22 protein-coding genes and 5 pseudogenes are annotated in these 24381 nt (G+C 30.2%); 22 read left to right on the top strand and 5 right to left on the bottom strand.

Annotated features, from left to right (window positions below; genetic code table 11):
- Positions 1-249 precede the first annotated feature (249 nt).
- The 3 genes from bcCo53_RS06730 (at position 250) to bdr (bcCo53_RS06720) (ending at position 2153) form a co-directional block, all read left to right on the top strand.
- Positions 250-987, top strand: a complete 738-nt coding sequence (locus bcCo53_RS06730) for a hypothetical protein (RefSeq protein WP_025409122.1) — start codon at positions 250-252, stop codon at positions 985-987.
- A complete protein-coding gene (locus bcCo53_RS06725; protein WP_246938438.1) occupies positions 987-1745 on the top strand; it encodes a hypothetical protein in 759 nt (252 codons plus the stop codon). The genes bcCo53_RS06730 and bcCo53_RS06725 overlap by 1 nt, the downstream gene beginning before the upstream one ends.
- A 90-nt stretch (positions 1746-1835) precedes the next feature.
- Complete coding sequence (bdr, locus tag bcCo53_RS06720) at positions 1836-2153, top strand: Bdr family repetitive protein (RefSeq protein WP_025408915.1); 318 nt, start codon at positions 1836-1838, stop codon at positions 2151-2153.
- A 27-nt stretch (positions 2154-2180) separates the two neighbouring features.
- On the opposite strand, the gene bcCo53_RS06715 is transcribed toward bdr (bcCo53_RS06720), so the two are convergent.
- Both bcCo53_RS06715 and bcCo53_RS06710 read right to left on the bottom strand, forming a co-directional pair.
- Entirely contained in the window at positions 2181-2582 is a 402-nt protein-coding gene (locus bcCo53_RS06715) for a hypothetical protein (protein ID WP_197538496.1), read from the bottom strand.
- Positions 2583-2647: 65 nt separating this feature from the next.
- Positions 2648-4219, bottom strand: coding sequence for a plasmid maintenance protein (locus bcCo53_RS06710; protein ID WP_246938437.1), 1572 nt, complete (start codon positions 4217-4219; stop codon positions 2648-2650).
- Positions 4220-4863: 644 nt separating this feature from the next.
- On the opposite strand from bcCo53_RS06710, the gene bcCo53_RS06705 reads away from it, so the two are divergent.
- The 16 genes and pseudogenes from bcCo53_RS06705 to bcCo53_RS06640 form a co-directional block, all read left to right on the top strand.
- Positions 4864-5175 (top strand): hypothetical protein, encoded by a 312-nt coding sequence (locus tag bcCo53_RS06705; RefSeq protein ID WP_025408782.1) that lies wholly within the window; start codon positions 4864-4866, stop codon positions 5173-5175.
- Positions 5176-5465: 290 nt separating this feature from the next.
- Entirely contained in the window at positions 5466-6176 is a 711-nt protein-coding gene (locus bcCo53_RS06700; RefSeq protein WP_025408783.1) for a plasmid maintenance protein, read from the top strand.
- Positions 6177-6185: 9 nt separating this feature from the next.
- Complete coding sequence (locus bcCo53_RS06695; RefSeq protein ID WP_025408784.1) at positions 6186-6746, top strand: DUF226 domain-containing protein; 561 nt, start codon at positions 6186-6188, stop codon at positions 6744-6746.
- A complete protein-coding gene (locus bcCo53_RS06690; protein ID WP_025408785.1) occupies positions 6722-7486 on the top strand; it encodes a ParA family protein in 765 nt (254 codons plus the stop codon). The genes bcCo53_RS06695 and bcCo53_RS06690 overlap by 25 nt, the downstream gene beginning before the upstream one ends.
- 38 nt (positions 7487-7524) lie before the next feature.
- The gene (locus tag bcCo53_RS06685) at positions 7525-8085 is read left to right on the top strand and encodes a chromosome replication/partitioning protein (protein WP_025408786.1); all 561 of its coding nucleotides are present in this window, start codon (positions 7525-7527) and stop codon (positions 8083-8085) included.
- A 15-nt stretch (positions 8086-8100) separates the two neighbouring features.
- A complete protein-coding gene (bdr, locus tag bcCo53_RS06680; RefSeq protein WP_025408787.1) occupies positions 8101-8646 on the top strand; it encodes a Bdr family repetitive protein in 546 nt (181 codons plus the stop codon).
- Between the two features lie 254 nt (positions 8647-8900).
- The gene (locus tag bcCo53_RS06675; RefSeq protein ID WP_025408788.1) at positions 8901-9920 is read left to right on the top strand and encodes a variable large family protein; all 1020 of its coding nucleotides are present in this window, start codon (positions 8901-8903) and stop codon (positions 9918-9920) included.
- Between the two features lie 155 nt (positions 9921-10075).
- Entirely contained in the window at positions 10076-11101 is a 1026-nt protein-coding gene (locus tag bcCo53_RS06670; protein ID WP_025408789.1) for a variable large family protein, read from the top strand.
- Between the two features lie 382 nt (positions 11102-11483).
- Complete coding sequence (locus bcCo53_RS06665) at positions 11484-12530, top strand: variable large family protein (protein WP_038365099.1); 1047 nt, start codon at positions 11484-11486, stop codon at positions 12528-12530.
- A 141-nt stretch (positions 12531-12671) separates the two neighbouring features.
- Positions 12672-13784: pseudogene (locus bcCo53_RS06660) on the top strand (variable large family protein).
- A 127-nt stretch (positions 13785-13911) separates the two neighbouring features.
- Positions 13912-14637, top strand: a pseudogene (locus bcCo53_RS06655) (variable large family protein); the annotation flags it as partial.
- Positions 14638-14692: 55 nt separating this feature from the next.
- A pseudogene (locus bcCo53_RS08750) lies at positions 14693-14992 on the top strand (variable large family protein); the annotation flags it as partial.
- Positions 14993-15120: 128 nt separating this feature from the next.
- The gene (locus bcCo53_RS06650) at positions 15121-16182 is read left to right on the top strand and encodes a variable large family protein (RefSeq protein WP_025408790.1); all 1062 of its coding nucleotides are present in this window, start codon (positions 15121-15123) and stop codon (positions 16180-16182) included.
- 133 nt (positions 16183-16315) lie between these two features.
- Positions 16316-17401: a variable large family protein gene (locus tag bcCo53_RS06645; RefSeq protein WP_025408791.1), complete on the top strand. Its 1086-nt coding sequence runs from the start codon at positions 16316-16318 to the stop codon at positions 17399-17401.
- Between the two features lie 125 nt (positions 17402-17526).
- Entirely contained in the window at positions 17527-17739 is a 213-nt protein-coding gene (locus bcCo53_RS08915; RefSeq protein WP_051428631.1) for a hypothetical protein, read from the top strand.
- 78 nt (positions 17740-17817) lie between these two features.
- Positions 17818-18304: pseudogene (locus bcCo53_RS06640) on the top strand (variable large family protein); the annotation flags it as partial.
- A gap of 97 nt (positions 18305-18401) precedes the next feature.
- On the opposite strand, the pseudogene bcCo53_RS06635 reads toward bcCo53_RS06640, so the two are convergent.
- A pseudogene (locus tag bcCo53_RS06635) lies at positions 18402-18659 on the bottom strand (variable large family protein); the annotation flags it as partial.
- 29 nt (positions 18660-18688) lie between these two features.
- Here bcCo53_RS06635 and bcCo53_RS06630 point away from each other — a divergent pair.
- The 3 genes from bcCo53_RS06630 (at position 18689) to bcCo53_RS06620 (ending at position 21482) form a co-directional block, all read left to right on the top strand.
- Complete coding sequence (locus bcCo53_RS06630) at positions 18689-19747, top strand: variable large family protein (RefSeq protein ID WP_025408793.1); 1059 nt, start codon at positions 18689-18691, stop codon at positions 19745-19747.
- A gap of 108 nt (positions 19748-19855) precedes the next feature.
- On the top strand, positions 19856-20083 hold the full coding sequence (locus tag bcCo53_RS06625; RefSeq protein WP_025408794.1) for a variable large family protein: 228 nt from the start codon (positions 19856-19858) through the stop codon (positions 20081-20083).
- Positions 20084-20549: 466 nt separating this feature from the next.
- Positions 20550-21482: a P12 family lipoprotein gene (locus bcCo53_RS06620; RefSeq protein WP_025408795.1), complete on the top strand. Its 933-nt coding sequence runs from the start codon at positions 20550-20552 to the stop codon at positions 21480-21482.
- Between the two features lie 318 nt (positions 21483-21800).
- On the opposite strand, the gene bcCo53_RS06615 is transcribed toward bcCo53_RS06620, so the two are convergent.
- Positions 21801-22733 (bottom strand): hypothetical protein, encoded by a 933-nt coding sequence (locus bcCo53_RS06615; protein ID WP_246938436.1) that lies wholly within the window; start codon positions 22731-22733, stop codon positions 21801-21803.
- Positions 22734-22925: 192 nt separating this feature from the next.
- Positions 22926-24230: a hypothetical protein gene (locus tag bcCo53_RS06610; RefSeq protein WP_246938435.1), complete on the bottom strand. Its 1305-nt coding sequence runs from the start codon at positions 24228-24230 to the stop codon at positions 22926-22928.
- Between the last annotated feature and the right edge of the window lie 151 nt (positions 24231-24381).

Genomic DNA, 24381 nt, shown 5'->3' with positions numbered 1-24381 from the left:
TATATAATTTGTTATTAGTACAGAGTATTTCGCCGACGGCACCCTATAATAGTTGAGCCTCAAAACTAAATAGTTATATACAATAACTCAATAGTTCATACTAAAAATGTAATAGTTGATCTCGCCTCTCTCTCAATACTTAAAAGTTGTCCAAAAAAGCTCAATAGTTGACACCAAAAAATTAATAGTTATATTCATACACTTGCCTTTCTTCCTTAATTAAAGTATCATTTTATTAAAGGTTAAACAATGTTAAAAATTCTATTATTCTTAATTCCTTTAGTTAATATCTTCGCTATATCCGAAGAAGAATATTACAAACGCGACAAGTACAGCTATTTCAAAAGAAAATTAATACGTGTCAAAGACTGGAAAACCAATTTTAATAACTTGAAAAACATAGGAAAATATTTTACAGAATCAATCGAAAACATTAAATCTACACCTGATAAAGAACTTGCATATTACTTCCAACACCACTTCACTACAAGCCTTTGCAGTCCAATGGAAAAAGATGCTGATGTAGTACCTAAAGAACACAAACCTCTATTTGAAAAATCCTACAAATTCATCAAAGCTCTCAAAAATCAAAACCCTGACCAAGCAGCTTATCTCATATATGAAATAGGCGACTTAAATTCAATGTTTACTAACACACATGAAGAAATCGGAACATTTTATTATATAATGAAAGATACAACACTTAAAGACAACAATCAATACGAACACGCTTACAAAAAGCTCAATAACATATATAACAAAATAAGACAAGAATATTTATCAACAATCAATATTCTTGAACACAATGATATAGACAATAATTTTGACAAATTCATGCTTAAATTCTCAGAACTACACAAACTAGTTACACATATATATTTTAACATAAGAAAACTGGTAATACATGCAAGAAATCATAGAACAATAAATCACAACTACTTAGACAATATCTATAACACAGACATACACACAATAAATACTACATAATGTTTTCACTAAAAAAATTTTTTAATAGAAAAACTCCTATTACTACTATTTATAAAATTAATCCCGACGAATTTATTTTACTTAGCAAACATCTTATACATTCTTCTAGTACTATTCACAATTTACTTGGTATCATCATGGCTTCAGGCATACCCTTAACTCATCTAAAAGACCCAAATATTAAAACTCCTTATAATTTTAAAAAAAATATTATACTTTATGCTTTAAGTAATGGCTTACAATTTGAACAATATTCTTTATTCAATTCCAACGATATTGCTAATTGTATTAGAAATTTAGATAAACATAAATTAACTTCTATTCATACATACAAAATTAATTACATTGCAAAACATATATTCAACTTTCGTATCACTACCAAACAAATACTATTAATCTATTCTTTAATTATTAAGTCTAAAGCCACGCTAAACAATATCTCTTACAATCACACTCATAATATCATACTAGAGCGTAAACCTTGCATACTAAACTTATACGACAAGATACAATATATTAAGTCATTCTATTTACTAAAACTTAATAAAAATAACCTAAATCACTATAAAAACAATTCTAATCAAACTTTAGCTACTATTGCTACACTAGTCGAAAACTTTTTTAGTGAACACAGATCAAATAAAAACTTACGTACTCTGAAATCTTATATTAATCTACACCTCAAAAAACTTGGTATTAACTATAAATATACCAATAGAATTCAACATCAGCTATTCTCTAATATTTTTTTACATTAAACTTCAGACAAACCTTTCCTATATCATACACTTCAAAACTCATTCTATCATCCCTTAAAATACTGTATAATATATATTAAGGAGATTATCATGGGACTTCCTCAAACAATAGGAATTACAAGACAAATGGTCTTAAATGAACTTATTAAAGCAGGTATTAACAGGGACATTGCTGACGATCTGTCTTACAGATATTATCACAACGAGCTTACTTTTAAAGATCTTGAACTGATTAAAATGGAATTAAAATCTGATATTAAAGACCTTGATAATAAAATTGACGAAAACAAAATTAAACTTGAAAGTACATTAAAATTACATAATTGGATGTTTGGAACCATTATTACCCTATGTACAGGTATTTTTTTAACTTTAATTGGAATTATTTACTCTTTTTTAAGTAAGTAATTCACTTAAATCATAATAGCATCAACTCTACGCAATTGTTATCTTACCCTTCTTAAATCCTTTACTTTGCTTCCCTTGTAACCTTTCAAAAGGTACTTCCCTTTTACCCTCTAACACATCAACAGGTTCAATGCCACCAACCTTACCCTTACTATCAACAGACTCCCTTTCCAAACTACCAAGAAATAATTCCTTATAATCCTCAAAAAGCATATCCAAAATATTATTCATCAAAACACCTTGGATTGTTTCACATTCATAATTATCAACAACTCTATTAATTATAATTCCATGACTAGAGCTATATTTCTTTGATACCCAATCCTTAAGATATGCATATACATACTCATAGTCAATATCTTGAGAACTAAGTATTGGAAAGTTAATTATTGTCTTATCTGTCCTTTTAGATTGTACTTCACGGCTCATGTAAGTATTCCAAAATCTATCCCTTTTTATATATAATCTTCTTGCTAAATATTTTAAATTAAATCTCATTTACTCTCCTTTTCTTTTAAATTATCATTTTGGCCCATATCTTCAATCATTATTCCCAAATTCACCATACTTAGCCCCTTAGTAGTTTTAAAGCCACCAAAATCATCCCTAATTGCAAATTTAACCATAGAATCATCATTTGAACTAGCATCTATCATCTTATCCATACCATTATTTGATATATCCAACCCAACACACCTTTCCTTACTCTTTTCCAAAGTAGCAAGCAGGCTTTCTCTAGCTTTCTTTTTTAAATTCAATTCTTCTTCTCTTGCCTTCCTAAGTCGCTCTTCTCTTTCTTTTGCTTCTCTTTCAAATAACCCAGTTAAATATTTTTGAAGCCTATCAGCTTCGCGTTTTCTTTCCTCTTCTCTTTCTTTTTCTTTTTCTATCTCTTTTTCTTTTAATTCTTCTACATTTAACTGCTCATTAGCCCTTTTCTCCTTAAAAACAGATGCTTTTTTAATTCCTATTCGTAAATTTTCTCCATAAGTCTCTTTAACCGCACAATTACTCTTGTACTTATTGGGATACCAATCCCTAAACCTTCCTTCCCAAATAAGATCGTAATCGCTAATAACACCATCACTACGCCTCATCATCATCCAAATCTTATACTTGTACCTATTACCAAACTGCTTTAAGAAATGTTCTAAAATATCTTCGATGTAATATTCACCTTGGTACTCATTTATTGCGGTCTCTAGATTGATTAGGGCATTGATGTATGTTGCATCGTTGTTACTGTGTTCTTTTATTTGCTTTAGATAATTTTTACTAATTTTATGTTCACAAGTTAACCTTGTCTCTACATCATTCCTTTTAAATCTACACTCTTCTTTTTTTGGTTTACTCGAATCAGTATTCTTAAAAAGCAATTCTTTAGAATTCTTATTATTGCTTATATTAGCTTTATTATTAAAAGCATGAGGGTCGACACGATGCGACATTACACTTTTCTTATTCATTTCATCTATTTCAGACAGGATTCCAAATTTTTTAAGGTTTGTGTAATTAAAATTGCTTTCTTCTAATGAGTCATCAAAATTACCAACAATTTTTTTATCATTTAAACTCTCTTTTAGTAAGTGTAAAAGGTATTTAAAGATTATGTCTTTATGTAAATGTGCTAACTGCATATTTTGTTTATAAAAAGACATGCTTCCCTTATTCTCACCAAATCTTATAATTTTAGATTCTAAAAGACCCATTTCATTTAAGAGTTTTATATCTCTTTCAATTGTTCGTCTACATACTGTCTTTTGTCCATCATTTTTCAGCAGCTTGATTACTATATTGTATATATCACGTGCTGAGTATTCTTCTACTCCACACGACTTCCTGTATTTTGCATTTTTAATTGCTATTATCCAGTATATTTTATACAAGCGCAGTTTGCGTCTTAACATTCTGTTTATTTGATATCTAACTTGTGATACTCGAATAAATTTAGTATCAGAAGATGTTTTATCTTTATTTAATTCTACAAGTGATTTTAGTATTGACTTTATTTGGTCTTTGGTATCATTTGAATTGAATTTTTTTGTTTCTTTTGTTACACTATTCATACGGTTTATGTTTTATTCCAAAGTTTAGATTTTCACATCATTTGTGAAGCTTTGGAAATTTATATATTTATTATATATAAATAATTCACTCTTGACTAGACTTAAAGTCGAGGTGATTTTTTTATGTACTGAAACAAATTTCGAAAGTAAAATATATTCACTAAGCTTATATAAGCAAATACAAAATATATACTAATTTACATTTATAAACTTTAATTATAGTAAATTATCATGAATATATTTAATTTCATGCTGTTGTACTAAACACTGCTGTAGTATTTATTACTAAGATATTATTTCTGTTAGATTAATTTTAAATAGTGTACATGATTAATGTATATAAAATCTTGTCATTTTTATATAAATAAAGTCTTTTTTTAAAGATTAAATAATATAAAAATACTCTTATTATTAACTGTTGTAATGAATCTATTTGATAATGTAAAAGAAGGAAGAGCAAAATATGATAGATACACTGATTCAAAAAGAAAATTAGTACGTGTCAAAAATGGAAAACCAATTTTAATAACTTAAAAAATCTTGGCAAATACTTTATAGACGAAATAAGGCAAAGCAAATTTTTTCCTGGTAAGGAACTTTCACGTCACTTTCAAAACGATTTCACTATAAGTTTTTACAGTCCAATGTCAGAAGATGCAGATAGCGTATCCGAAGAACATAAATCTCTATTTGAAAAATCTTATAAATTTATCAAATATAAAAACCAAGATCAAGCTGCTTATCTCGTATATGAAATAGATGATTTAGATGCAATATTTGCTACCATACATGAAGATCTGTGTATATTTTATTATTTCAATATAAGGAAAAAAACCGAACATAATAATAAACATCAACACATCTACAAAAAGCTTTCATATATGAAAAAGCAAGAAAAGATTTTTTTTAAACAATCAATATACTTGCCCACAATGACATGGGCAATAATTTTATAAATTCATGCTTAAATTCATCGAAATTCACAGGCCAGTTACACATCTGTATTTTCACATAGAGAACCCCTAGTGGGACAGTACAAGGAATCGAAAAACAAACGATAAGTAACATGTATAACAAATGTTTATACACTAAAGATTATATCATTACCTCTGCTTCATATTCTTTTACTTTTTACATTTTATTACAATAGTTTTTATCATTTTTATCAAAATAACAGTTTACTTTTTATTGTCTATTCAGTTATGATGTTTAACAATAAGACACAATAAATCATGGGAGATTAAAAATGCAACTTATAAAAAAATATATCAATACATATAAACACAAATTAATCCTATTAAGATCAACATTAAATTACATGGATTTACAATATAGAAGATACACTCCAAAATGCCACTTCAAACCAAATATACTCTACCTTATCTTATATCTGAAGCTGGAAAAAAATAATATAATTAAAGTATGCAAGGTAATTAAAAGAATAGAAGGTTTTATTAAAAATGATATATATGAAGAAATCAATGGTACCATATCAATAAGAAAAAAACTTGAAAGAAAAAGGAAAGTATTAAATAAAATACTAGATGAAACAAAGACTAGCTTAAAAGATAAAGGCTACGGCAGTAAGCAACTAGAAAAACAAATAAAAAAGGTATACGAACAATACAAGCACAAATCACATTTCATCATCGAAAATGATAAGTATAACGACTTGGAAAAGATAATAAAAAAAATTAAAAATGTTCAAACAAGTTTAAAAGAAGAAGAAAACATCAGAAATAATATCTTCAATATACTTCTCGAACAATTAAGACATAAAGTAAACATTGACATTTTAATACCGATACCGATTCTAAGAGATTATTTGAATAAACAAAGCAAATTAACACACAACACGATATTTAACAACTATTACTATTATGAATTGTTGAAAACAATGGAAAATGGTAAAACGATCTATTTAGGAACAGAAAAATTGAAAAGAATTAGCATTTAAAAACTGACTATGGAAAATATATTAATGCGCCTCAAAACCAAAAAGTCTGAGATTAAAGAAATAAAAAAAGAACGTATCTTTGCCAAAATAGAAGAGGACAATGCTAGAAAAATATATCATACAAAAATAATGAATGATTTATATGTGTTTGGGATTAATAAGAACCAAACACATAAATTTTTCGTTTCATTTAGAGGATTATTTAATAGAGCAAAAATCAATGAATTTAATTTATTTTCTATAAAAGGAAATGATAAATTCCTAGGTATTTATTATGGCTATAGAAAACCCATACAAAGAATCATAACAAAGTATGAGGAAAATGGGATTATGAAGTCGTCCACCTTTTCAAAGGTTTATTATATAGAATTTAGATTTAAAAAAGGTAGTGTTTATTGCTACATCAAAGGGATATCTCGCTTGATTAGAAAAGGAAAAACGCAAACACAGTATAGTCAATTCTTGCTAGGACTAATAATCAAGTTAGAAAAAGAAGTATATGAATTTTACAATAAAAAACTACCAGATGGAGGAATTATAACTAAATGGATAGAAAAAAACCAGAAATAATAACGATTGCATCAATTAAAGGTGGCGTTGGTAAAAGTGTGTTAGCAATTATTTTTAGTCACATTTTGAAAAATTTTAATAAAAAAGTCTTATTGATTGATTTAGATCCTCAAAACAGTTTAACTAGCTATTTCATCAGGTATATAAAAAGTGTTGAAGGGCTTAATATATATTATATGCTTAAAGACTATAGGAATGCTAATTTAAACAAATATTTAAATAAGATAAGTAATAAAATGTATATTATACCTGCTCATCCAATTTTGTGTAAATTTGAACAAGAAGATGAAAGATATAAAGAACAACTATTGGAACATTGCATAAATAAGATTTTATATAATAATAATTTTGATTATATAATGATTGATACACCTCCTAGTCTCAGTCCTTTGCTATACAATGCTCTAAATATTACAGATAAGGTTATAATACCAGTTCAACTAGAGAGATGGTCTGTAGAAGCATTTCCTATGCTAATGGATGCAATAGAAGAGGTGAATATTTTCAAAAATAAAAAAATAGCTGTTGCAATAGTTGAAAATCAGTTTATTAAGAATAGGAATACTTTTAAGGATATAGAAGAGTTAGTATTAAAAAATTATGGAATGTTTATTCAAGGAAAAGTTCATAGTCTTAACAGTATTAAAGTTTTAATTAACGAGTTAAAAGAACCTGATGTTCAAGAAACGTATTACAAAGAGGCTCAAGATGCCTTGGAAAATATATTGAAAGTACGCTAGCGTACTTTCAATATATTTGGAAAATAAAGGAGACCACAATGTCTAGAAAGCAGAAAAAAGAAATTGTCCTAAACAGTAGAAAGACTAGTATTCATCATTTTGAAAGGGATAATGACAAGGACGATGAAATAGAATATGAAAGTTATAAAAACCAAATAAGAAGAATTACTGTAAACGATATAAGCAATAAGATTGAATTAATGAAGATTTTATATACGATAAGAATGAAAAAACTTTACCGACTTGATGGGTACAAAAGATTTGAAGATTTTCTTGAAAAATTTGTTATAGCAAGAAGTCAAGCATTCTTGTATTTACGGCTTTACAAAAAGGTGTTATCAGGTGATTTAAAAATGGAAGAAATTAAACAATTTGGATTTAGAGAATCATATAAAAGAATTAGGAAATCAGGCCTAGATAAAGATGTTGTAAAAGAAAATTCAATAAAGCCATTAAGATTTCAACTTGAAAGCCAGGAGAGTTATGATTTTTATAAGAAAAATACGAAATTTATTAGCTATTTTTTAGATAGGATTTTTAAAGACAAAAAAGATTTACTCGAGAAGTTTAAAAAAGACTTTGAAAGTTTAAAAAACTAAGCATAAGGAGTATTTATGAATAATTTGGCATATAAAACATATAGAACAGAAGATCTAAGAATGGAATTCTTAAATAAGGGCTTTACTGAAGCAGCAGTAGATTTTATTTTACTTCATAATGACAATTATAATTTTGAAGTTTTAAGAGAAAAGATTAATTCATTAGAACAACAAGTTCTTAATGTAGAGAATAATTTAAAAAAAGATATTGAATTTGTTAGGATGGAATTTAACAATAGGTTAGAAAATTTAGATACCAAGATAAACAATGTAGAGAAAAATTTACAGAAAGATATATTGAATATAGAAAAAAATTTACTTAAAGAAATGGAAAATAACAATACAGTGTTGCGAGAAGAAATGAAAAGCAACAATACAGTATTAAGAGAGGAAATGAAAAAAGATAATGCAATATTATTAGAAAAATTTGATATGTCGAATAAAATGTTATTAGAAAAACTTAGTGTAGGAAATAGAATGCTAACTGTTATTACAGCGATAGGAATACCAATAATTATATCTATAATAATGTCTCTAATAAGTAAATTCTTTATAAGATAAAAAAATTATCGTGAATAAAGGTTGATTTTATGTAAAATTTGTTGTATTTTAACTATCGTTAGTAGTGCTATGCGTTTAGAACTCCTAATGTTATTGTGTTCGATTCACAAAGGCTTTAGGTCTTGGTTAAAAGTTCTTTTTAAGAATTTTTAACCAAGACCTAAGTTTTTATTTTATTATATCTTAAGTTTTATAAATCAATATTTTGTATAATTTTATTATCTTGTTTGGGGGGGGGGTGATGCATGTAGTATATGAAAATAAATATTAAAAATATTAGAATAAGAAGTGTTTGTGCAACATTATTTATCTCTTTATTCCTTTCTTGTAATAATGGAGTAGAAGAACTTCAAAAACAAAAGCAGTCTATACTCTCTATATCTAATTTAAGACAAGACTTCTTAGATGTTTTTGCATCATTTGGAGATATGGTTACTGATACTTTGGGTATTAAAGCTCAGACTAAAAAGGAAGATATAGGAAAATATTTTACTAAGGTTGAACAAACTATGACAGCTGTTAAAGTTAAACTGAATGATATTATTGAGAAGTATGGCAAGCATCAAAAAGTAAAAGAAAAGCTTAATAAATTTATTGATACTATAAGTAAGATCGAATTGGGAGCCAAGGAAGTAGCTGGTGGTTTTACTGGTACTGGTGGGGAGTTAATTGGGAGTGCTACTAAAAATTTTGGTGCTACAGTTCCCAGAGCGGCTTCAATAAACACATTAGTTAAAGGAGTTAAGGCTATTGTTGAGATAGTTCTAAAGAAAGGTGAGGGGAATCCAGAGGCTGATGTTACTATTGGCAGTGATGGTGGTAATAATAAAAAAGACATTGGTAAGTTGTTTAGTCAAACAAATACTGATGGGACAGAGACAAGTGCAGCTAAGGCTAGTGCAGCAATTGGAGCCGTAACAGGTGCTTACATATTGAGAGCTATTGCTAATTCTGGTACTGCTGAAGATGGTAAAGTTGATATTGATAAAGCTAAAAATGCTGCTGAGCTTGCTGTTGCTAAAAAGAATAGTGCTACTAAAGAGGCTAAACAGAAAGACGCAGTTATTGCAGCTGAAATTGCACTGATAGCGATGGCAAAAGATGGTAAATTTGCTGCTAACAATGATGATAAAGATGCTAATGCAGTAACTGGAGCAGTAGCAAGTGCAGTCAATAAGACAATAAGTACCCTTATAATTGCAATAAGAAATACTGTTGATAGTGGATTAAAAATAATAAGTGAGGCAAGAAGATATGTCAACAGGAACAAGTGAATCTGAAGATACTAGGTAAGGAAGTACATAAAAATTAATATCATAATTAAATAATAAAGTCATTGAAGGGAAACAGTTCTCTGCTTGAAAGTTGTTTCTCTTTTTGTATGTAGCCTCTTTAGTTAAGTAATGAGGAAAAAGGAGGCACGTAATATATGAAAATAAATATTAAAAATATTAAAGTAAAAAGTATTTGTGCAATATTATTTATTTCTCTATTCCTTTCTTGTAATAATGGAGTAATAGAAGAACTTGAAAAAAGAAATCAGTTCTTATCCTCTATGGCTAGTTTAGGTAACGACTTTTTATCTATCTTTACTTCTTTTGGGGATATGATTGGTGGTGTTTTAGGTTTTAATGCTGAAACTAAAAAATCTGCGGTTGCTGCTTATTTTAAGACAGTGCAAGATACTCTGGAAAGTACTAAAGATAGGCTTAATAACGTTGTTACTACCATGAAAAATGAAAATCATCCTAATGTTGTTGGAACAGAGGCTACTATAACAACTTTGAATGAAAAACTTATTAAGATAATTGCAGGTGCTAAAAAGGTATATAGTGCAATTGGTGAAGGTGCTAATGATGAAGTTGGTAAAGTTGTTAAAGGTAATGATATTAGTGGTAAACCAACTGGGGTTGGTAATATTATTGAGGGGCTCAAAGAAATAGTAGAAATAGTGCTCAAAGCTGAAGGTAATCATCAAGCTGGTACTACAACTAAGGCTGAAGATGGTAGTACTGCAAGGGCTCAAGATACTGGTGCGGCTCATTTATTCATTAAGAAAGATATTGCTAGTGATGCAAAGAAAGCAGCAGCGGATGCATCTAAAGCTGTGGGCGCTGTATCTGGTGCTGATATCTTAAAAGCAATACACTCTGAGACTAAGGTTAAAACTTTAGCTGAAAATGAAGATGGTACTAATGCAGTAGCAGCAGCTGCCGCTAAAGATGCATTAATTGCAGGGGCTCTTGTAGTAAGAGGAATGGCTAAGGATGGTAAATTTGCTACTGCTTCTAATGGTAATGATGCTAAGGATGAGATTAAGAATGCTGTAGCAAGTGCTATTAAAATGGCTTTAAATACCTTGAATCTTGCTATAATGAAAACAATCGATTTTGATTTAAAATCAATCAAAGATTTAATTAAAGTTGATTTAGTTACCCCTGATAATGGTGTTTAAATAAATAAGATATTATTATTTTTAATAAAAGCGAAGAAAGTTATGCTCACAATCAACATTATTTTTGTTTGAGTTGTTCTTCGCTTTTTATTTTTCTTTTGTAGGTATTGTTTCAAATTCATTGTTGCTTTATATTATCTTATAATAAGAATGACAATTGATTCAGACCTTAAATTTGTTAAAGAAGCCATGAAAATCAATGTTAATTGATATTCATGTAATTTCTGATAATAAGCTCCTTGCAACCAAGAATTAATAAAAAATAAGTAGTAACCTAAATAATAAAGTTGTTTTGGGGATCAGTTTTTTTGATAGAATCTGTTTCTCTTTTTGTATGTAGCCTCTTTAGTTAAGTAATGAGGAAAAAGGAGGCACGTAATATATGAAAATAAATATTAAAAATATTAGAATAAAAAGTATTTGTGCAACATTATTTATCTCTATATTCCTTTCTTGTAATAGTGGAGTAATAGAAGAACTTGAGAAGAAAAATTCTTTCTTTGATTCTCTTGTCAAAATAGGTCATGGCTTTCAAGATATTTTTGGTTCATTTGGTGATGCTTTAGGCTTTAATGCTGTTAAATCTACTGATAATAGGAGTAAAGTAGGAGAACACTTTGAAAAAGTAGGAAAAGGATTACAGAGTACTAAAGAGAAATTAGATGAGTTAGCAAAACAAATAGTTTCTATTCCTCATGCGGATATTAAGGGTGTTGAGGCTATGATTAGTACTTCTAGTGAAGTGATTACCAAATTAATTGCTTCTGTAGGCAAATTGGCTGAAGTAACTAAAAAAGGTGGTGCTACTGAGATTGGTAAGGTTAATTCATCTACTGCTAATAAGGGTGCAACTCCTGCTGATGTTCAAGTTGTTATTGAAGGAGTTAAAGAAATTATTGAAATTGCAAAAAATTCTGGTTTGAAGGTTAATGAGGGAAATGCTGGTACTGGAGTGACTGGAGATGGTGCTAAGGCCCCTGCTGCACTTGTTGGTAAAAATGGTGCTAAAGCTGATGCTAATGCTGGTCCTTCTCTGGCAGATGAGGTGGCTAAAGCCGATCCATGGGCAGCAATGATTAATAAGATAAAAGATGCTACTACTAATGGCTTTGGTGGTAACAATAATAATAATGCTGGACAATTAGCCATTGGTAATAATAATGATAATGCTGGTTCTAAAACGAATGCAGACTTGGCAGCTGGGGTAGCTCTTAAGGCCATGACACAAGGTGGTGAATTTAGCGCTACTGCTAGTACTGAAGAGGGTGCAGTTAAAGGTGCAGCAGTAAGTTCAGTAAATAAGGTACTAGGAGTACTTAACGACATATTCATAAAAGTATTGAATCTTGAACTTAGTAAAATTAAAGATGCTGTTAATAAAATACAATATTCAGAGACTACTGGTGAAGCTACTGAAGGTAAAAACTAATTAGTTTTTAATAAAGTTATGTAAAGAAAATAATAAAATTATTTAAGGAAAACATTTCTCTCTTTATGCAAGAGAGTAGTTTTCCTTTTTTTATATTTAGCTTTTTTATTTAAAGCAAGGGAAAAATGATGCAGGTAATACATGAAAATAAATATTAAAAGTATTAAAGTAAAAAGTATTTGTGCAACATTATTTATCTCTTTATTCCTTTCTTGTAATAATGGGATAGAAGAACTTGATAAGAAAAAGTCTTTTGCTGATTCTCTTCTCAATATAGGTCATAGCTTTCAAGAAATATTCACTTCTTTTGGCAATGCAATAGGAGACGCGTTAGGATTTAATGCTGTTAAGCCTACCGATAATAGAAGTGAAGTAGGAAAACACTTTGAAAAAATAAGAGAGGGATTAAAGAATACTAAGATTAAATTAGAGGAGTTGTCAAAAGACATAACTTCTGCCCCTAATGCTGATACTAGAGGTGTTGAAGCTGTTATTAAGGATACTAGTGACGTTATTGCAAGGCTAATTGACTCTGTAATTAAACTTGCTGAATCTGTTGGTGATACTGCTATTGTTGATGGTACCCATGCTAATACTAGTACTGGTGGTATTGCTGTTGCTGCTGACCCAACTAGTGTTAATTCTTTTATTGAAGGGGTTCAAGGTATAATTGAGACTGCAAAAAATTCTGGTATGACAATAAGTGCTGGAGAACCTGGTTCTGAAGTGGCTGGAGGTATTGGTGGTGCTGGTGCAGCACTTATTGGTAAAGGTGATGCTGTAGCGCCTTCATCTGCCAACTCTGGACCTTTACTAGCGGATGAAGTGGCTAAAAAGCAGATCCATGGGCAATGATTAATAAGATTAAAACTGCTAAAATACCGTCTTCATCTGTTGCTAATACTAATGCTAGTGCTGCTAACAACGATATCGGGATGTTGACTACTAAATTGCCTGGTAGTGGTGGTGATACTCATAATGGTTCTAAAAGTAATGCTGACCTAGTAGCAGCTGTTGCATTAAAGGCTATAACTAAAAAGGGTAAGTTTTACTAATGCTGCTAATGAAGCTGGGGCAGTTAAAGCAGCTGCAGCAAGTGCAGTAAATAAGGTATTAGGAATACTTGACTTAATAATTAGGAAAACAGTAAGTAGCAATCTAGATAAAGTAAGAGAAGCTATTAAGAAAATACAATACTCAGAGATTATTGGTGATGTTACAGAAGCTGGTACTACGCAATCTACTACTAAATAGATAAACATTAAAATAGAAAATAAATTCATTAAAGGAAAACTATTTCTCTGTATGAGAGTGGGTTTCCTTTAATTTTATCTAGCCTCTTTGATTATGAGAGATAGGGAAAGAATAAGGCACGTAATATATGAAAATAAATATTAAAAATATTAGAGTAAAAAGTATTTGTGCAACATTATTTATCTCTCTTTTCCTTTCTTGTAATAATTCAGGGGAAAAGGCAGCAGCTGAAAAAAGATTAAATGCAGTACTAATGGATGTAGGTAGAAGTACTGAGAATGCTTTTTATTCATTTATAGAGTTAGTTTCAGGTACTTTGGGATTTACTGTTGATTCAAATACAACTAGGGATAAAGTAGGAAAATATTTCAAAGCGTTAGCAAGTGGAATATAAAAAGCCATGCAAGAACTAGTAAAAATTGGGAATAAAACAGAAGAATCAGGTAAAGAAAATAAGGAATCAGAATTAAATAAAGCTATTGAAGTAGCGAAAAATATATTGGAAAAACTAAAGGAATACATAGGTTCTTTAGAAAAAATTGGTAATGGGGATAATAGCAAGATAGGTGATGTACCAAATAGTAATAAGCATGGAGCATCAGCAAATTCAGATGAATTAAAGATAGTATATAAAGCATTGAAAGGGATAGTGGAGACAGCTGGAGAAGTAGGTATTGAAAAGCCAAGATCAGTGAGCACAGCAGTAACAGTAGGTATTGCAGATAATAAGGATGGAGTTAGGGTTTTGACTATAGGTAATCATGCACAAGCAGCAGCGGGAGATAAATCAACAACAATAGTGTCAACAGTTAGTGAGAAAGAAATATTAGCAGCTATTATCGGTTCTTCAGAGGGAGATGTGACTGGAACAATAGGAGGTGCTGCAGATGCAACAACAAGTGCATTAAATAAAGTTTGCACTAGTATATGATACTGCAACTAATCTGAATAAAACGGATGTTAAAGCGGCAGCAGTAGCAGGAGGGGTAGCATTACGTTCATTAGTTAAAGATGGCAAACTAGCGTCAAATAATTCAGGTGATGATTACAAAGCAGTACAAAAAGTAGGAATAACAGCAGTAAATAAGTTATTATTGGTAGTAGAGGATATAATTAAAAAGACAGTAAAGAATGTTCTTGAAAAAGTAAAAACAGAAGTGGATAAGGCAAGAGAAATAAAAGAACCTGTTTCACATCCGAGTAAGTAAGAAGATAAATTAAGAAACTAAATAATAAAGTCATTAAAGGGAAACATTTCTTGTATAGGAGATTTTTCCCTTAGATTGTATCTGGCCTCTTTTGGTTAAAGGATGGGTTAAAAGGAGGCACGTAATATATGAAAATAAATATTAAAAATATTAGAATAAAAAGTATTTGTGCAACATTATTTATCTTTCTATTCCTTTCTTGTAATAATGGAGCAGTAGAAGAACTTAAAAAGGAAAAGGATTCTATACTCTCTATATCTAATTTAAGACAAGGATTCTTAGATATTTTTACTTCTTTTTCTGATATGATTACTAATATTCTTGGTATTAAAGCTGAGACCAAAAAATCTGAGATTGGTGCTTATTTTAATAAGATTGCTGACACTATGACATTGGTTAAGAAGAAATTGAAATCTGAAATTGCTAATAATGAGAACTATGCAACGGTAAAGACCGATGTTGACGAATTTATTAAAACTATAGAAAAAATTGAGGAAGGAGCAAATTATGCAGCAAAAGGTGCTGAGGGTAATGATCCAATTGCTAATGTTGCTCCTGGTGGTGATGATAAGGCAGGTGTTCCTGGTGATGTTGATGGTTTAGTGAAGGGAATTAAAGGTATTGTAGATGTAGTACTTGGAAAAGAAGGAAATGCTACTGCTGGGGATAATTTAGATCCTGTTGCTGATTCTGGTAGTGCTGGTACTAAAAGAACTAATTCTAATACTAATGCAGGTCAATTGTTTGCTAAGGATTACACTGATAACAGTAATCCAGGTAAGGTGGCAAAAGATGCAATCAAAGCTGTTGGAGCAGTAACTGGGGCTGACATATTACAAGCTATTGCTAAAGGTGAGACTAGTGCAGCTGCTGAGTTAGCTAAAAATACTAAAGGTGTTGCTGATATTCCTGCTGCAAATGGAGCTACAGATGCAACAGTAGCAGGAGCTATAGCATTAAGAGCAATGGCAAAGGGTGGTAAATTTGCTGGGCCTCAAACTACTCCAAAAAAGGATGTTTCCGATACAGTTAAAAGAGCAGCAATAAGTGCAGTTACTAAAGCATTAAATACATTAACTATAGCAATAAGAAAAACAATAGATTCAGGACTTAAAACTATTAAAGAGTCAATGAAAATTAATGCTAGTAATACTTCTTTAAGTATTGAGGCTCCTGCCACTGCTAAATAAATAATTAAAAAGTAATTAAACAAAATAATAAAGTCATTTTAGGGAAATGATTCTTTTAATATGAATTGTTTTTCCCTTTATTGCATTTAGCCTCTTTAGTTCAAGGAAAGGGAAAGAAGGAGGCACGTAATATATGAAAATAAATATTAAAAATATAAATATAAAAAGTATTTGTGCAACATTATTGATCTCTTTATTTTTATCCCTTATTATAGGTTGTTCACAACAACCAGATGCAAAACCTCAAGATATGGCTGCTGATAATAATAACCTTGTTAATTTATTAGATAAGGTCGGAGAAGCATTTTATAGCTTTTTAGATTTAGTGGCAGGGTCTATGGGATTTATTGTAACTAAAGATACACCAAAAAGTGAAGTGGGAAAACATTTTGAAAAATTAGCTAAGGGGCTTGAGAAAGCATCAGGAAAATTAGATGAAGTAGCAAATAAAGCAACAGGGATTGATAAAAGCGATTCATCAAAAAATTTAATTAAGGAAGCTGTTAAAGAAGCTCAGGAAGTTTTAGGTAAATTAAAAACTCATTTAGAGTCTTTAAAGGATATAGGGGGTGATAGTGAAAATGTAGGTGTGTCAGTCTCCCAAAAACAAGGAGTAGCATCAGATGGTCCTGAATTAAAAAAAGCATATAATGCATTGAAAGGAATAGTGGACGTAGCTGGTAAAGAGGGCGTTTCAAATCCAAAAGCAGGAGAAATGTTACTAAAAGTTGGTAATGGAACAGATAATAAGGATGGAGCTAAGATATTAGCTACAAAGGATGCACCAGGGGCGGTAGTGGCAGATAAAGCAGCAGCAATACTGTCAACTGTAAATGGAGCAGAAATGCTAGAATCAATAGTTAAGTCAGAGGAAAAAGATATTAAAGAGTTAGCAGGTAATGCCAGTGATAGTACAACTCCATTGGAATTTGCCAAAGGAGGTCAAGCATCTCAACTAGCGCATACAGATAAAACTAAAGCAGCAGCAGTAGCAGGAGGAATAGCACTACGTTCATTAGTTAAGGGTGGTAAACTAGCTGGACATAATAATGATGATGACAAAGTAGCACAATTAGTAGGAATAAGTGCAGTAAATAAGTTATTGGGAGCAGTAGAAGACATAATTAAAAAGACAGTAAAGCATGTTCTTGGAACAGCAAAACAAAAAATAGATGACGCAAGAGCTCCAAAACCTGCTGTTTCAGAAGCAAGTAAATAGGCAAATTAGGAAGATAAATAATAAAATCATTTAGGGAAAACATTTCTTTTATGGGGGGTGTTTTCCTTTTTTTGTGTATGGCCGTCTTTTTGTTTAAGGAATGGATTAAAAGGAGGCACGTAATTATGAAAATAAATGTTAAAAATATTAAGATAAAAAGTATTTGTGCAACATTATTTATATCTTTATTCTTTTCTTGTAATAATGGGATAGAAGAACTTGAGAAGAGAAATAATTTCTTATCCTCACTTGCTAATTTAGGTAGTGACTTCTTATCTGTTTTTACTTCTTTTGGGGATTCACTTGGGGGTGTATTAGGGTTTAATACTTCTTACTAAGAAGTCTGATGTTGCTGTGCTTATTTTAAGACAGTAAAAGAGACTGTACAAGGCACTAAGGATAAGCTTGAGAAACTTGTTGAAAATATGAAGATCGAAAAAAATCCTAATGCTACTATTGTAGAGACTGAAGTAAAAAAATTAATTGAGAAAACTTAGTAAGATAATTGATGGGGCAAGTGAGGCTTTGAAGGGTGCTGGAGGTAATGAGCCAATTGCCAATGTGGCTGATACTAATGCCGGTGTTGTCGGGACTGACATTGATAAGTTAGTTAATGGTATTAAGTCAATTGTGGACGTGGTACTTAAAGATATAGGCAATGCTTCTGCTGGGGATGATAAAAAAGCTACAGATCTTAGTGGGAGAACTGGTGGTAATTCTACTTCTGATGAATCTGGGAAGTTGTTTGCTACTGATAATGCTGGTGCAGATGGTAAAAAGGCAGCAGCTGATGCTGCTAAAGCAGTGGGAGCAGTAATTGGCGCTGACATATTACAAGCTATTGCTAAAGGGAATGAAGGTGACGCTTTTAAGTGCCTCCTTTTAAACTTATCCCTTAACTAAAGAGGCTAAATAAAAAAAAGGAAAACAATTCTCTGTATGAAAGTTGTTTTCCTTCAATAACTTTATGATTTTGTTTACTTATCTTTATTTTAAATTTTTACTTATTAGTAACAGTTTCATTAATTACAGGAGCATCATTAGTACTAAGTTTCATAGTATCTTTAACAATTTTAAGTCTTTCATCTATTGTTTTTCTTATTGCAATAGTTAATGTATTTACTGCACTTACTGCTGCGCCTTTAACTACAATAACATAGTCACCAGTAGAACTACTAGGACCAGTAAATTTACCGCTCTTTGCCATAGCTCTCAATGCTATCGCTCCGGCTATAACTGCATCTTGCTTAATATTAGCAGGATTATTATTCATAGGGCACGTAATATATGAAAATAAATATTAAAAATATTAGAGTAAAAAGTATTTGTGCAACATTATTTATCTCTTTATTCCTTTCTTGTAATAATGGAGTAATAGAAGAACTTGAGAAGAAAAATACTTTCTTTGATTCTCTTGTCAAAATAGGTCATGGGTTTCAGGAAATATTCGGTTCATTTGGTAATGCTATGGGTGATGCATTAGGATTTAATGCTGTTAAACCTAATAGTAATAGAAGTGAAGTGAAAAAACATTTTGATACTTTAAGAGAAGGATTAAAGAAGACTAAGGATAAATTAGGGGAATTATCAAAAAAAATAGTTTCTACTCCACATGCCAATACTAAAGGTGTTGAAGGTGCAATTAAAGAAGCGAATGATGTTTTTGATAAATTAATTGCTTCTCTAACTAAACTTGCTGGTGCTGCTGGCACCACTGATCTTGCTGATGGTGTGGCTACTGCTACTAGTGCCGCTGGTGCTGATCAGAAAGATGTTAACGCAGTAATTGATGGTGTAAAGGAAATTATTGAAGCAGCAGAAAAGTCTAATGTAAAGATTAATAGTGGGAATGCCGGTAGTAATAGTGTAGCTAATGGAGTTAAAGTGTTAACTCACAATGCTCAAGATACAGGAGCTGGTCCTAAGTTAGCTGAGGAAGTATCAAAAGCAGATCCATGGGCAATGATTGATAAGATTAAAAATACCACTGCAGCAGCTGCTACTAATGAGGCTCTTGGTGCTAATTCTGAAGCTGGAAAATTAGCTGCTAGTGGTAATGGTAATAATACTGCTGGTAGTGCAAAAACCAATGCTGACTTAGCAGCGGCTGTTGCTCTTAAGGCTATGACTAAAGGTGGTAAATTTTCTCAAGCTGCCGCTAATGAAGATGGTGCAATTAAAGCAGCTGCTGCAAATGCTGTAAATAAGGTACTAGGAATACTTGATTTGATAATTAGGCAAACAGTAGTAAAAAATTTAGATAAGATAAGAGAAGCTGTTAAGGAAATACAATATTCAGAGACTATTGGAACTGAAAAAACTGAAGCTGTTATTACTACTAACTAAATAATAAGGTTATTTAAGGAAAACACTTCTTTTGTGGGAGATGTTTTCCTTTTTATTTGTATTTAGCCTCTTCATTTAAAGGAAAGGGAAAAGTGGTGTACGTAACTTATGAAAATTAAAGTAAGAAGTATTTGTGCAACATTATTTATCTCTCTATTCCTTTCTTGTAATAATGGAATAGAAGAACTTGAGAAGAGAAATTACTTCTTATTCTCACTTGCTAATTTAGGTAATGACTTCTTAGATGTTTTTACTTCCTTTGCTGATATGGTTAGTGATGTGCTTAGTATTAAAGCTGAGACTAAAAAAAGAAGATGTAAGAAAATATTTTATTAAAATTGCTGACATTATAAAAAAAGTTAAAGCCAAATTGACATCCGAAATTGCTAACAATGAGCATATGCTAAGGACATTAAGGTTTGTACTAGAACTAGATATAGGGAATTATGTTGTTGCTAACTCTTTTTTTGGCTGTTTTATAAGATTAGTTTTGCTTAGTATATGATTCAAATTCTTTGGAAACTAAGGTTAATGTTAATTTTTTATTTTAAAAGTTTAATTTGTATGTGATTGATTCTAATAGTTAGATTAAATTTATCTTTTATATTTTATATTATATTATATAAATTTTATCTAATTAAATAGTAATTTAAGATCTTGTAAATATCTAATAGTGAGATTTTTGTATTATTTTAGTATATTTATTTGAATTTTAAAATAATGGGTATATGTTTATCAATAATTATTATATTTCAATGTAGAGATTTGATAATTAAATAAATTGATATCCCCGGAGGGAAATATGAAAAAGAACATTTTTGTAATATATATGTTGACACTATTGTGTTTGCTATCATGTGATATAAATGCTTTAAATGAATTACTAGGTAAGGCAAAAGAAAAGTTTTTAGAAGAAAACAAAGATATAGAAGATTTAAAATCTATAGAAAAAAATCAAGAGGTTAAAGAAAAACAAATAGGTATTGTTAAAAAGATTGAAGAAGGAGTACAACAAGTTGTGCAAGCAGCTCCAGTAGTTTCTGTTGGTGCGTCTCCTTTAGCTCCTGTTGATGAAGTTTTCGTAGAATCTGTTAGTGATAATAATGCAGTGATGAGGATGTATTCTCAACAAGAAAAAATAGAGATAAAAAAAGAGGATTTGGTCGCAAGGACTGATGAGGAGAAGAAGGCACAAGTAGAGATTGAAAAAGTAGAAAATCTTCTTGAAGAGCGTTCTATATCATTTTTAAAATTAATTGATGATGCACATAATCTTAAAAGTGAATATGAGCAAGTGAATGCAGAGCTTTATGATATAACTAAAAAAATTCAGGATGAAATAAGATTATTAGGTGCAGATTTTAAGAATAACAGGTACAAGAGACAAAGTTTAAGTCAATTACAAGGTCGATTACGAGATGAAATTTTTAATCTTGAGGGTCTTATGAGTACAATTGATATTGCAATTGTTGGAATGACTTCTTCGAGGTTACTTTTTGAAAAAGCTAAAGAAACTTTGAAAGAATCTATTACTAGAAGATTACAGAGAGCTTCAAACAGATATTTAATAAGAGAATATGAGTTAACAAGGTTATCTAGGGATGCAAGACGGTATGCAGAAAGTTCATTAGATCAAGTGTTAACTTCTGCTATGAAAGTGCAGGAGGGAAAGTCCGAGCTTCAAAGAATCAAAGAATTTATTGAAGGAATAAGAACTGAGTTAAGTAATCTTTGATGATAAAAATAGTAGTGTTTGGGTTGGTTTTTTGAAATGGGGGGTCTTTCTTAAAAAGGGAGACCCTCTATAAATTATTTTATTTAAGTGAGTCCTTTCAAAATTTGGTTGTGTCCTTCTAACAATATAAGAATAAATGATATAATTAAATTTGAAAGGTATTTTTGAACTGTCTGTAATGATAGATTTTTTTTTAAATTGAGGCTAAGTTCTCAGACGAATCTTTATGGTTAAAATTTATATACTTATTTAATTGTAAGGATCTTTCTTCTATAAAGATCCTTACAATTATTTTATGTAGTCTATTATTTGGATATATTAATTAGTTTCATATTTATAAGCATCAATGAGTGTATCAATAGCGTTAGCAAAAGTTGTTCCTCCAGTGTAGTTATCTTTATTCAAATTGATAGCACATTGTTTTGTGTGTTCTATATAGTCATCTAATTGAAAAGCCATAACTCTTAATGTACCAATAATAGGGCTAAGAGCTACGATATTAACTTCTTGATGGAAAGTCTTAGCAGCAGTAGCGAAAGAATTAGCAGTCTCGATGAAATTATTAGAGTTAAAGTTAGAAGTGATGTTAACAAAAGCATCTATATAAGCTGTGACTGCAATATTTATAGTATTAATGAAAGTCTCACCAGCATCTTTAATGGTTTTAAATGCTTGAGTAGTATTTTTATCTTTTACAAGGTTAGCTTGTTCTATAGCTTGTTTTAAGCTTTCAATTGAGTTAATTAATGCTTGAGGCTTAGTATCTTTTATAGATGCTGCTAGTCTTTGTAGATCTTTAATAAGATCAGGCTTGTTAAGTTTTTCAATAGCATTTTTGCGTATTTGAGCATTTGTTTCGCTAGTGCAAAATACCATGTGCTCCTTGCTATTGCATTGAGTATAAGTCATAATTTCATTGATATATTGAGTATTGCGATTATAAATGTTTTTTAGGGTATCATAATAATCTTCAGAATCGATAAGAAACTTTTGTAAGTTTTCTATATTCTCTTGTGTTAACTTTGAAGGTTGTACTTGAATTGTATCTTCTTTTTTTTCTTCTTTAGGATGTAGATCTTGCATATGATTTAAAGTTTGTTCTTTGTTTTCCTTAGGATATGTAGAAGAATTTATTGTTTTTTGTGAATTCTGATCTTGTATATATCCTGAAATTTGTTCTTGTTCTGCTTTAGGAGTAATATTGCAAGCTATTACTCCTAAAGCAAATAATGAAAGTAAGTGTTTTTTCATAAAAATATTTCCCTTTTTAAAATTCCGAGTACTTATTATCAATTAATACTCATTATTATTTAATAATAAGTATATATCATAAAAGTGAAATTATCAAATTTGTAGGAATAAATTTTTTGAAAATGTAAATGAAAGATAGGCTATAAAAAAGCCTATCTTTCTAAATTTTATTTGAAGTAAGTATAAAATTATTTATCTGGCAACAATACCAGTGCGAGTAAGTAAGTTTTTTACTAATTGAAGTTTTGCGAATAGTGCTTGGTATTTGTAATAATCTATATAATTATAATATAGTGTTGGATATACTTGGTGATTGTTGAGATTATTTTTTTGCATTTTTATAATTAAAGAATTTATTTCGCTTGTAAGCTCATTTAATTTTGACTTTGCTTGTTGTTCTGTTTGGAAAGTGCTAGGATAGTCGGGGATATTGGTAAGATCATTAGCATTATTAAAGGTTTTTTCAATTGTGTTTAGAAGGTTTTTAAGATCTGATTCTAATTTATTTTTTGTAAACTTGGATAGTTTTTCTTTTGCTTGTTGTTTTTCAGATTCTGTAGCCATTTTTCCTTGGTTGCTTAGTTTGATTCTGTTGAATGCAATTATTTCCAAATCGTCTTTTATTTGTTCAGCTAGTTTGATAGCTTGTTCAACATTATTTATGGTATTTTTTAATTTAAAGTTGTATTTGTTATTTAGTCTAGTTTCTAGCTTAGAATATTTATCGTCATTTTCTTCAAATTCGAATTCATTTTGTTCAATTGTTTTTATAGAACTGTCAAAGTATGAACCTGAGATTGATGTTGGTTTTGAGTAGTAATGTGAGTTATAGGTATAGGTGTATTGGATATTATTTGATTCACTGTTTAGTCCTTTAAGATAAGTTCCGCTGTTATTACCTCTAAGGATGTTTGTTGGGTGTTGAATTGCGTTGCTGTTTTGCTGAAGGATATGCTTTTCGTTGTCATATGTTGTAGGGGTGTCTAGTGATGGTGTGTCTTCTTTAGTGTCGGTTTTTGTTGTTGATGTTTTTTCTGTTATGTTGGTTGGAGTTGTTGTTGAGTTAGTGTTAGCTATTGTTTGTATTGTTATACTGCTATTAGTATTTTGTATAGTATTTTCTGTTGATTGTTCTGATATTTCTTGTTTTTGTTCGTTGTTGTGGCTAGTTGTATCACTATTTTTGATTTCAATAGGTTTGAGTAAATTATCTTGTTTATTGTCTGGAAGTATTGGCTGGAGTATAGTGTTTGAGTCTAATATGTTTTTAGCAGTAGCAGTGTCAATATTAGGAGTAATGCTATTGATTTGTGGCAATGCTGAGTTTATTATTGCGAATAGTTGATCTTTTTTATTATTATTTAGATCTAGGATTATAGAGTTAGCTTTATCAAGTATTTTTTGAGGTTTGAGGTTAATATTGTCTGTAGGGAAGAATCTACAGCAGGCTAAGCTTAGAGTAAAAGATAAGACTATATATTTATTTTTAAAATTCATAAAAGAGCTCCTTTAATATATAAGTTATAAATATAGTAGATAAGTATATCTCAGTTTTATGGATAGTGGTAATGGGAGTTGGGGGATGTTGAGGGGGGGGAGATAATGGGATAGAGATCGCGCCAGCTTTATACTAATAACAACTAAACTA

The sequence above is a fragment of the Borrelia coriaceae genome, from assembly GCF_023035295.1.
GTDB classification, from domain to species: domain Bacteria; phylum Spirochaetota; class Spirochaetia; order Borreliales; family Borreliaceae; genus Borrelia; species Borrelia coriaceae.
The sequence above is the reverse complement of the archived record's forward strand: the minus strand, read 5'-3'. Positions and strand labels throughout refer to the sequence as shown.

Coding starts and splice junctions, on each gene's coding strand:
- bcCo53_RS08915 (WP_051428631.1), top strand. CDS start 17,527: ATGAAAATAAATGTTAAAAATATTAAGATAAAAAGTATTTGTGCAACA.
- bcCo53_RS06615 (WP_246938436.1), bottom strand. CDS start 22,733: ATGAAAAAACACTTACTTTCATTATTTGCTTTAGGAGTAATAGCTTGC.
- bcCo53_RS06695 (WP_025408784.1), top strand. CDS start 6,186: ATGGAAAATATATTAATGCGCCTCAAAACCAAAAAGTCTGAGATTAAA.
- bcCo53_RS06675 (WP_025408788.1), top strand. CDS start 8,901: ATGAAAATAAATATTAAAAATATTAGAATAAGAAGTGTTTGTGCAACA.
- bcCo53_RS06700 (WP_025408783.1), top strand. CDS start 5,466: ATGCAACTTATAAAAAAATATATCAATACATATAAACACAAATTAATC.
- bcCo53_RS06610 (WP_246938435.1), bottom strand. CDS start 24,230: ATGAATTTTAAAAATAAATATATAGTCTTATCTTTTACTCTAAGCTTA.
- bdr (WP_025408915.1), top strand. CDS start 1,836: ATGGGACTTCCTCAAACAATAGGAATTACAAGACAAATGGTCTTAAAT.
- bcCo53_RS06725 (WP_246938438.1), top strand. CDS start 987: ATGTTTTCACTAAAAAAATTTTTTAATAGAAAAACTCCTATTACTACT.
- bcCo53_RS06715 (WP_197538496.1), bottom strand. CDS start 2,582: ATGAGCCGTGAAGTACAATCTAAAAGGACAGATAAGACAATAATTAAC.
- bcCo53_RS06710 (WP_246938437.1), bottom strand. CDS start 4,219: ATGAATAGTGTAACAAAAGAAACAAAAAAATTCAATTCAAATGATACC.
- bcCo53_RS06685 (WP_025408786.1), top strand. CDS start 7,525: ATGTCTAGAAAGCAGAAAAAAGAAATTGTCCTAAACAGTAGAAAGACT.
- bcCo53_RS06630 (WP_025408793.1), top strand. CDS start 18,689: ATGAAAATAAATATTAAAAATATTAGAGTAAAAAGTATTTGTGCAACA.
- bcCo53_RS06670 (WP_025408789.1), top strand. CDS start 10,076: ATGAAAATAAATATTAAAAATATTAAAGTAAAAAGTATTTGTGCAATA.
- bcCo53_RS06620 (WP_025408795.1), top strand. CDS start 20,550: ATGAAAAAGAACATTTTTGTAATATATATGTTGACACTATTGTGTTTG.
- bcCo53_RS06650 (WP_025408790.1), top strand. CDS start 15,121: ATGAAAATAAATATTAAAAATATTAGAATAAAAAGTATTTGTGCAACA.
- bcCo53_RS06665 (WP_038365099.1), top strand. CDS start 11,484: ATGAAAATAAATATTAAAAATATTAGAATAAAAAGTATTTGTGCAACA.
- bdr (WP_025408787.1), top strand. CDS start 8,101: ATGAATAATTTGGCATATAAAACATATAGAACAGAAGATCTAAGAATG.
- bcCo53_RS06705 (WP_025408782.1), top strand. CDS start 4,864: ATGTCAGAAGATGCAGATAGCGTATCCGAAGAACATAAATCTCTATTT.
- bcCo53_RS06645 (WP_025408791.1), top strand. CDS start 16,316: ATGAAAATAAATATTAAAAATATAAATATAAAAAGTATTTGTGCAACA.
- bcCo53_RS06730 (WP_025409122.1), top strand. CDS start 250: ATGTTAAAAATTCTATTATTCTTAATTCCTTTAGTTAATATCTTCGCT.
- bcCo53_RS06625 (WP_025408794.1), top strand. CDS start 19,856: ATGAAAATTAAAGTAAGAAGTATTTGTGCAACATTATTTATCTCTCTA.
- bcCo53_RS06690 (WP_025408785.1), top strand. CDS start 6,722: ATGGATAGAAAAAAACCAGAAATAATAACGATTGCATCAATTAAAGGT.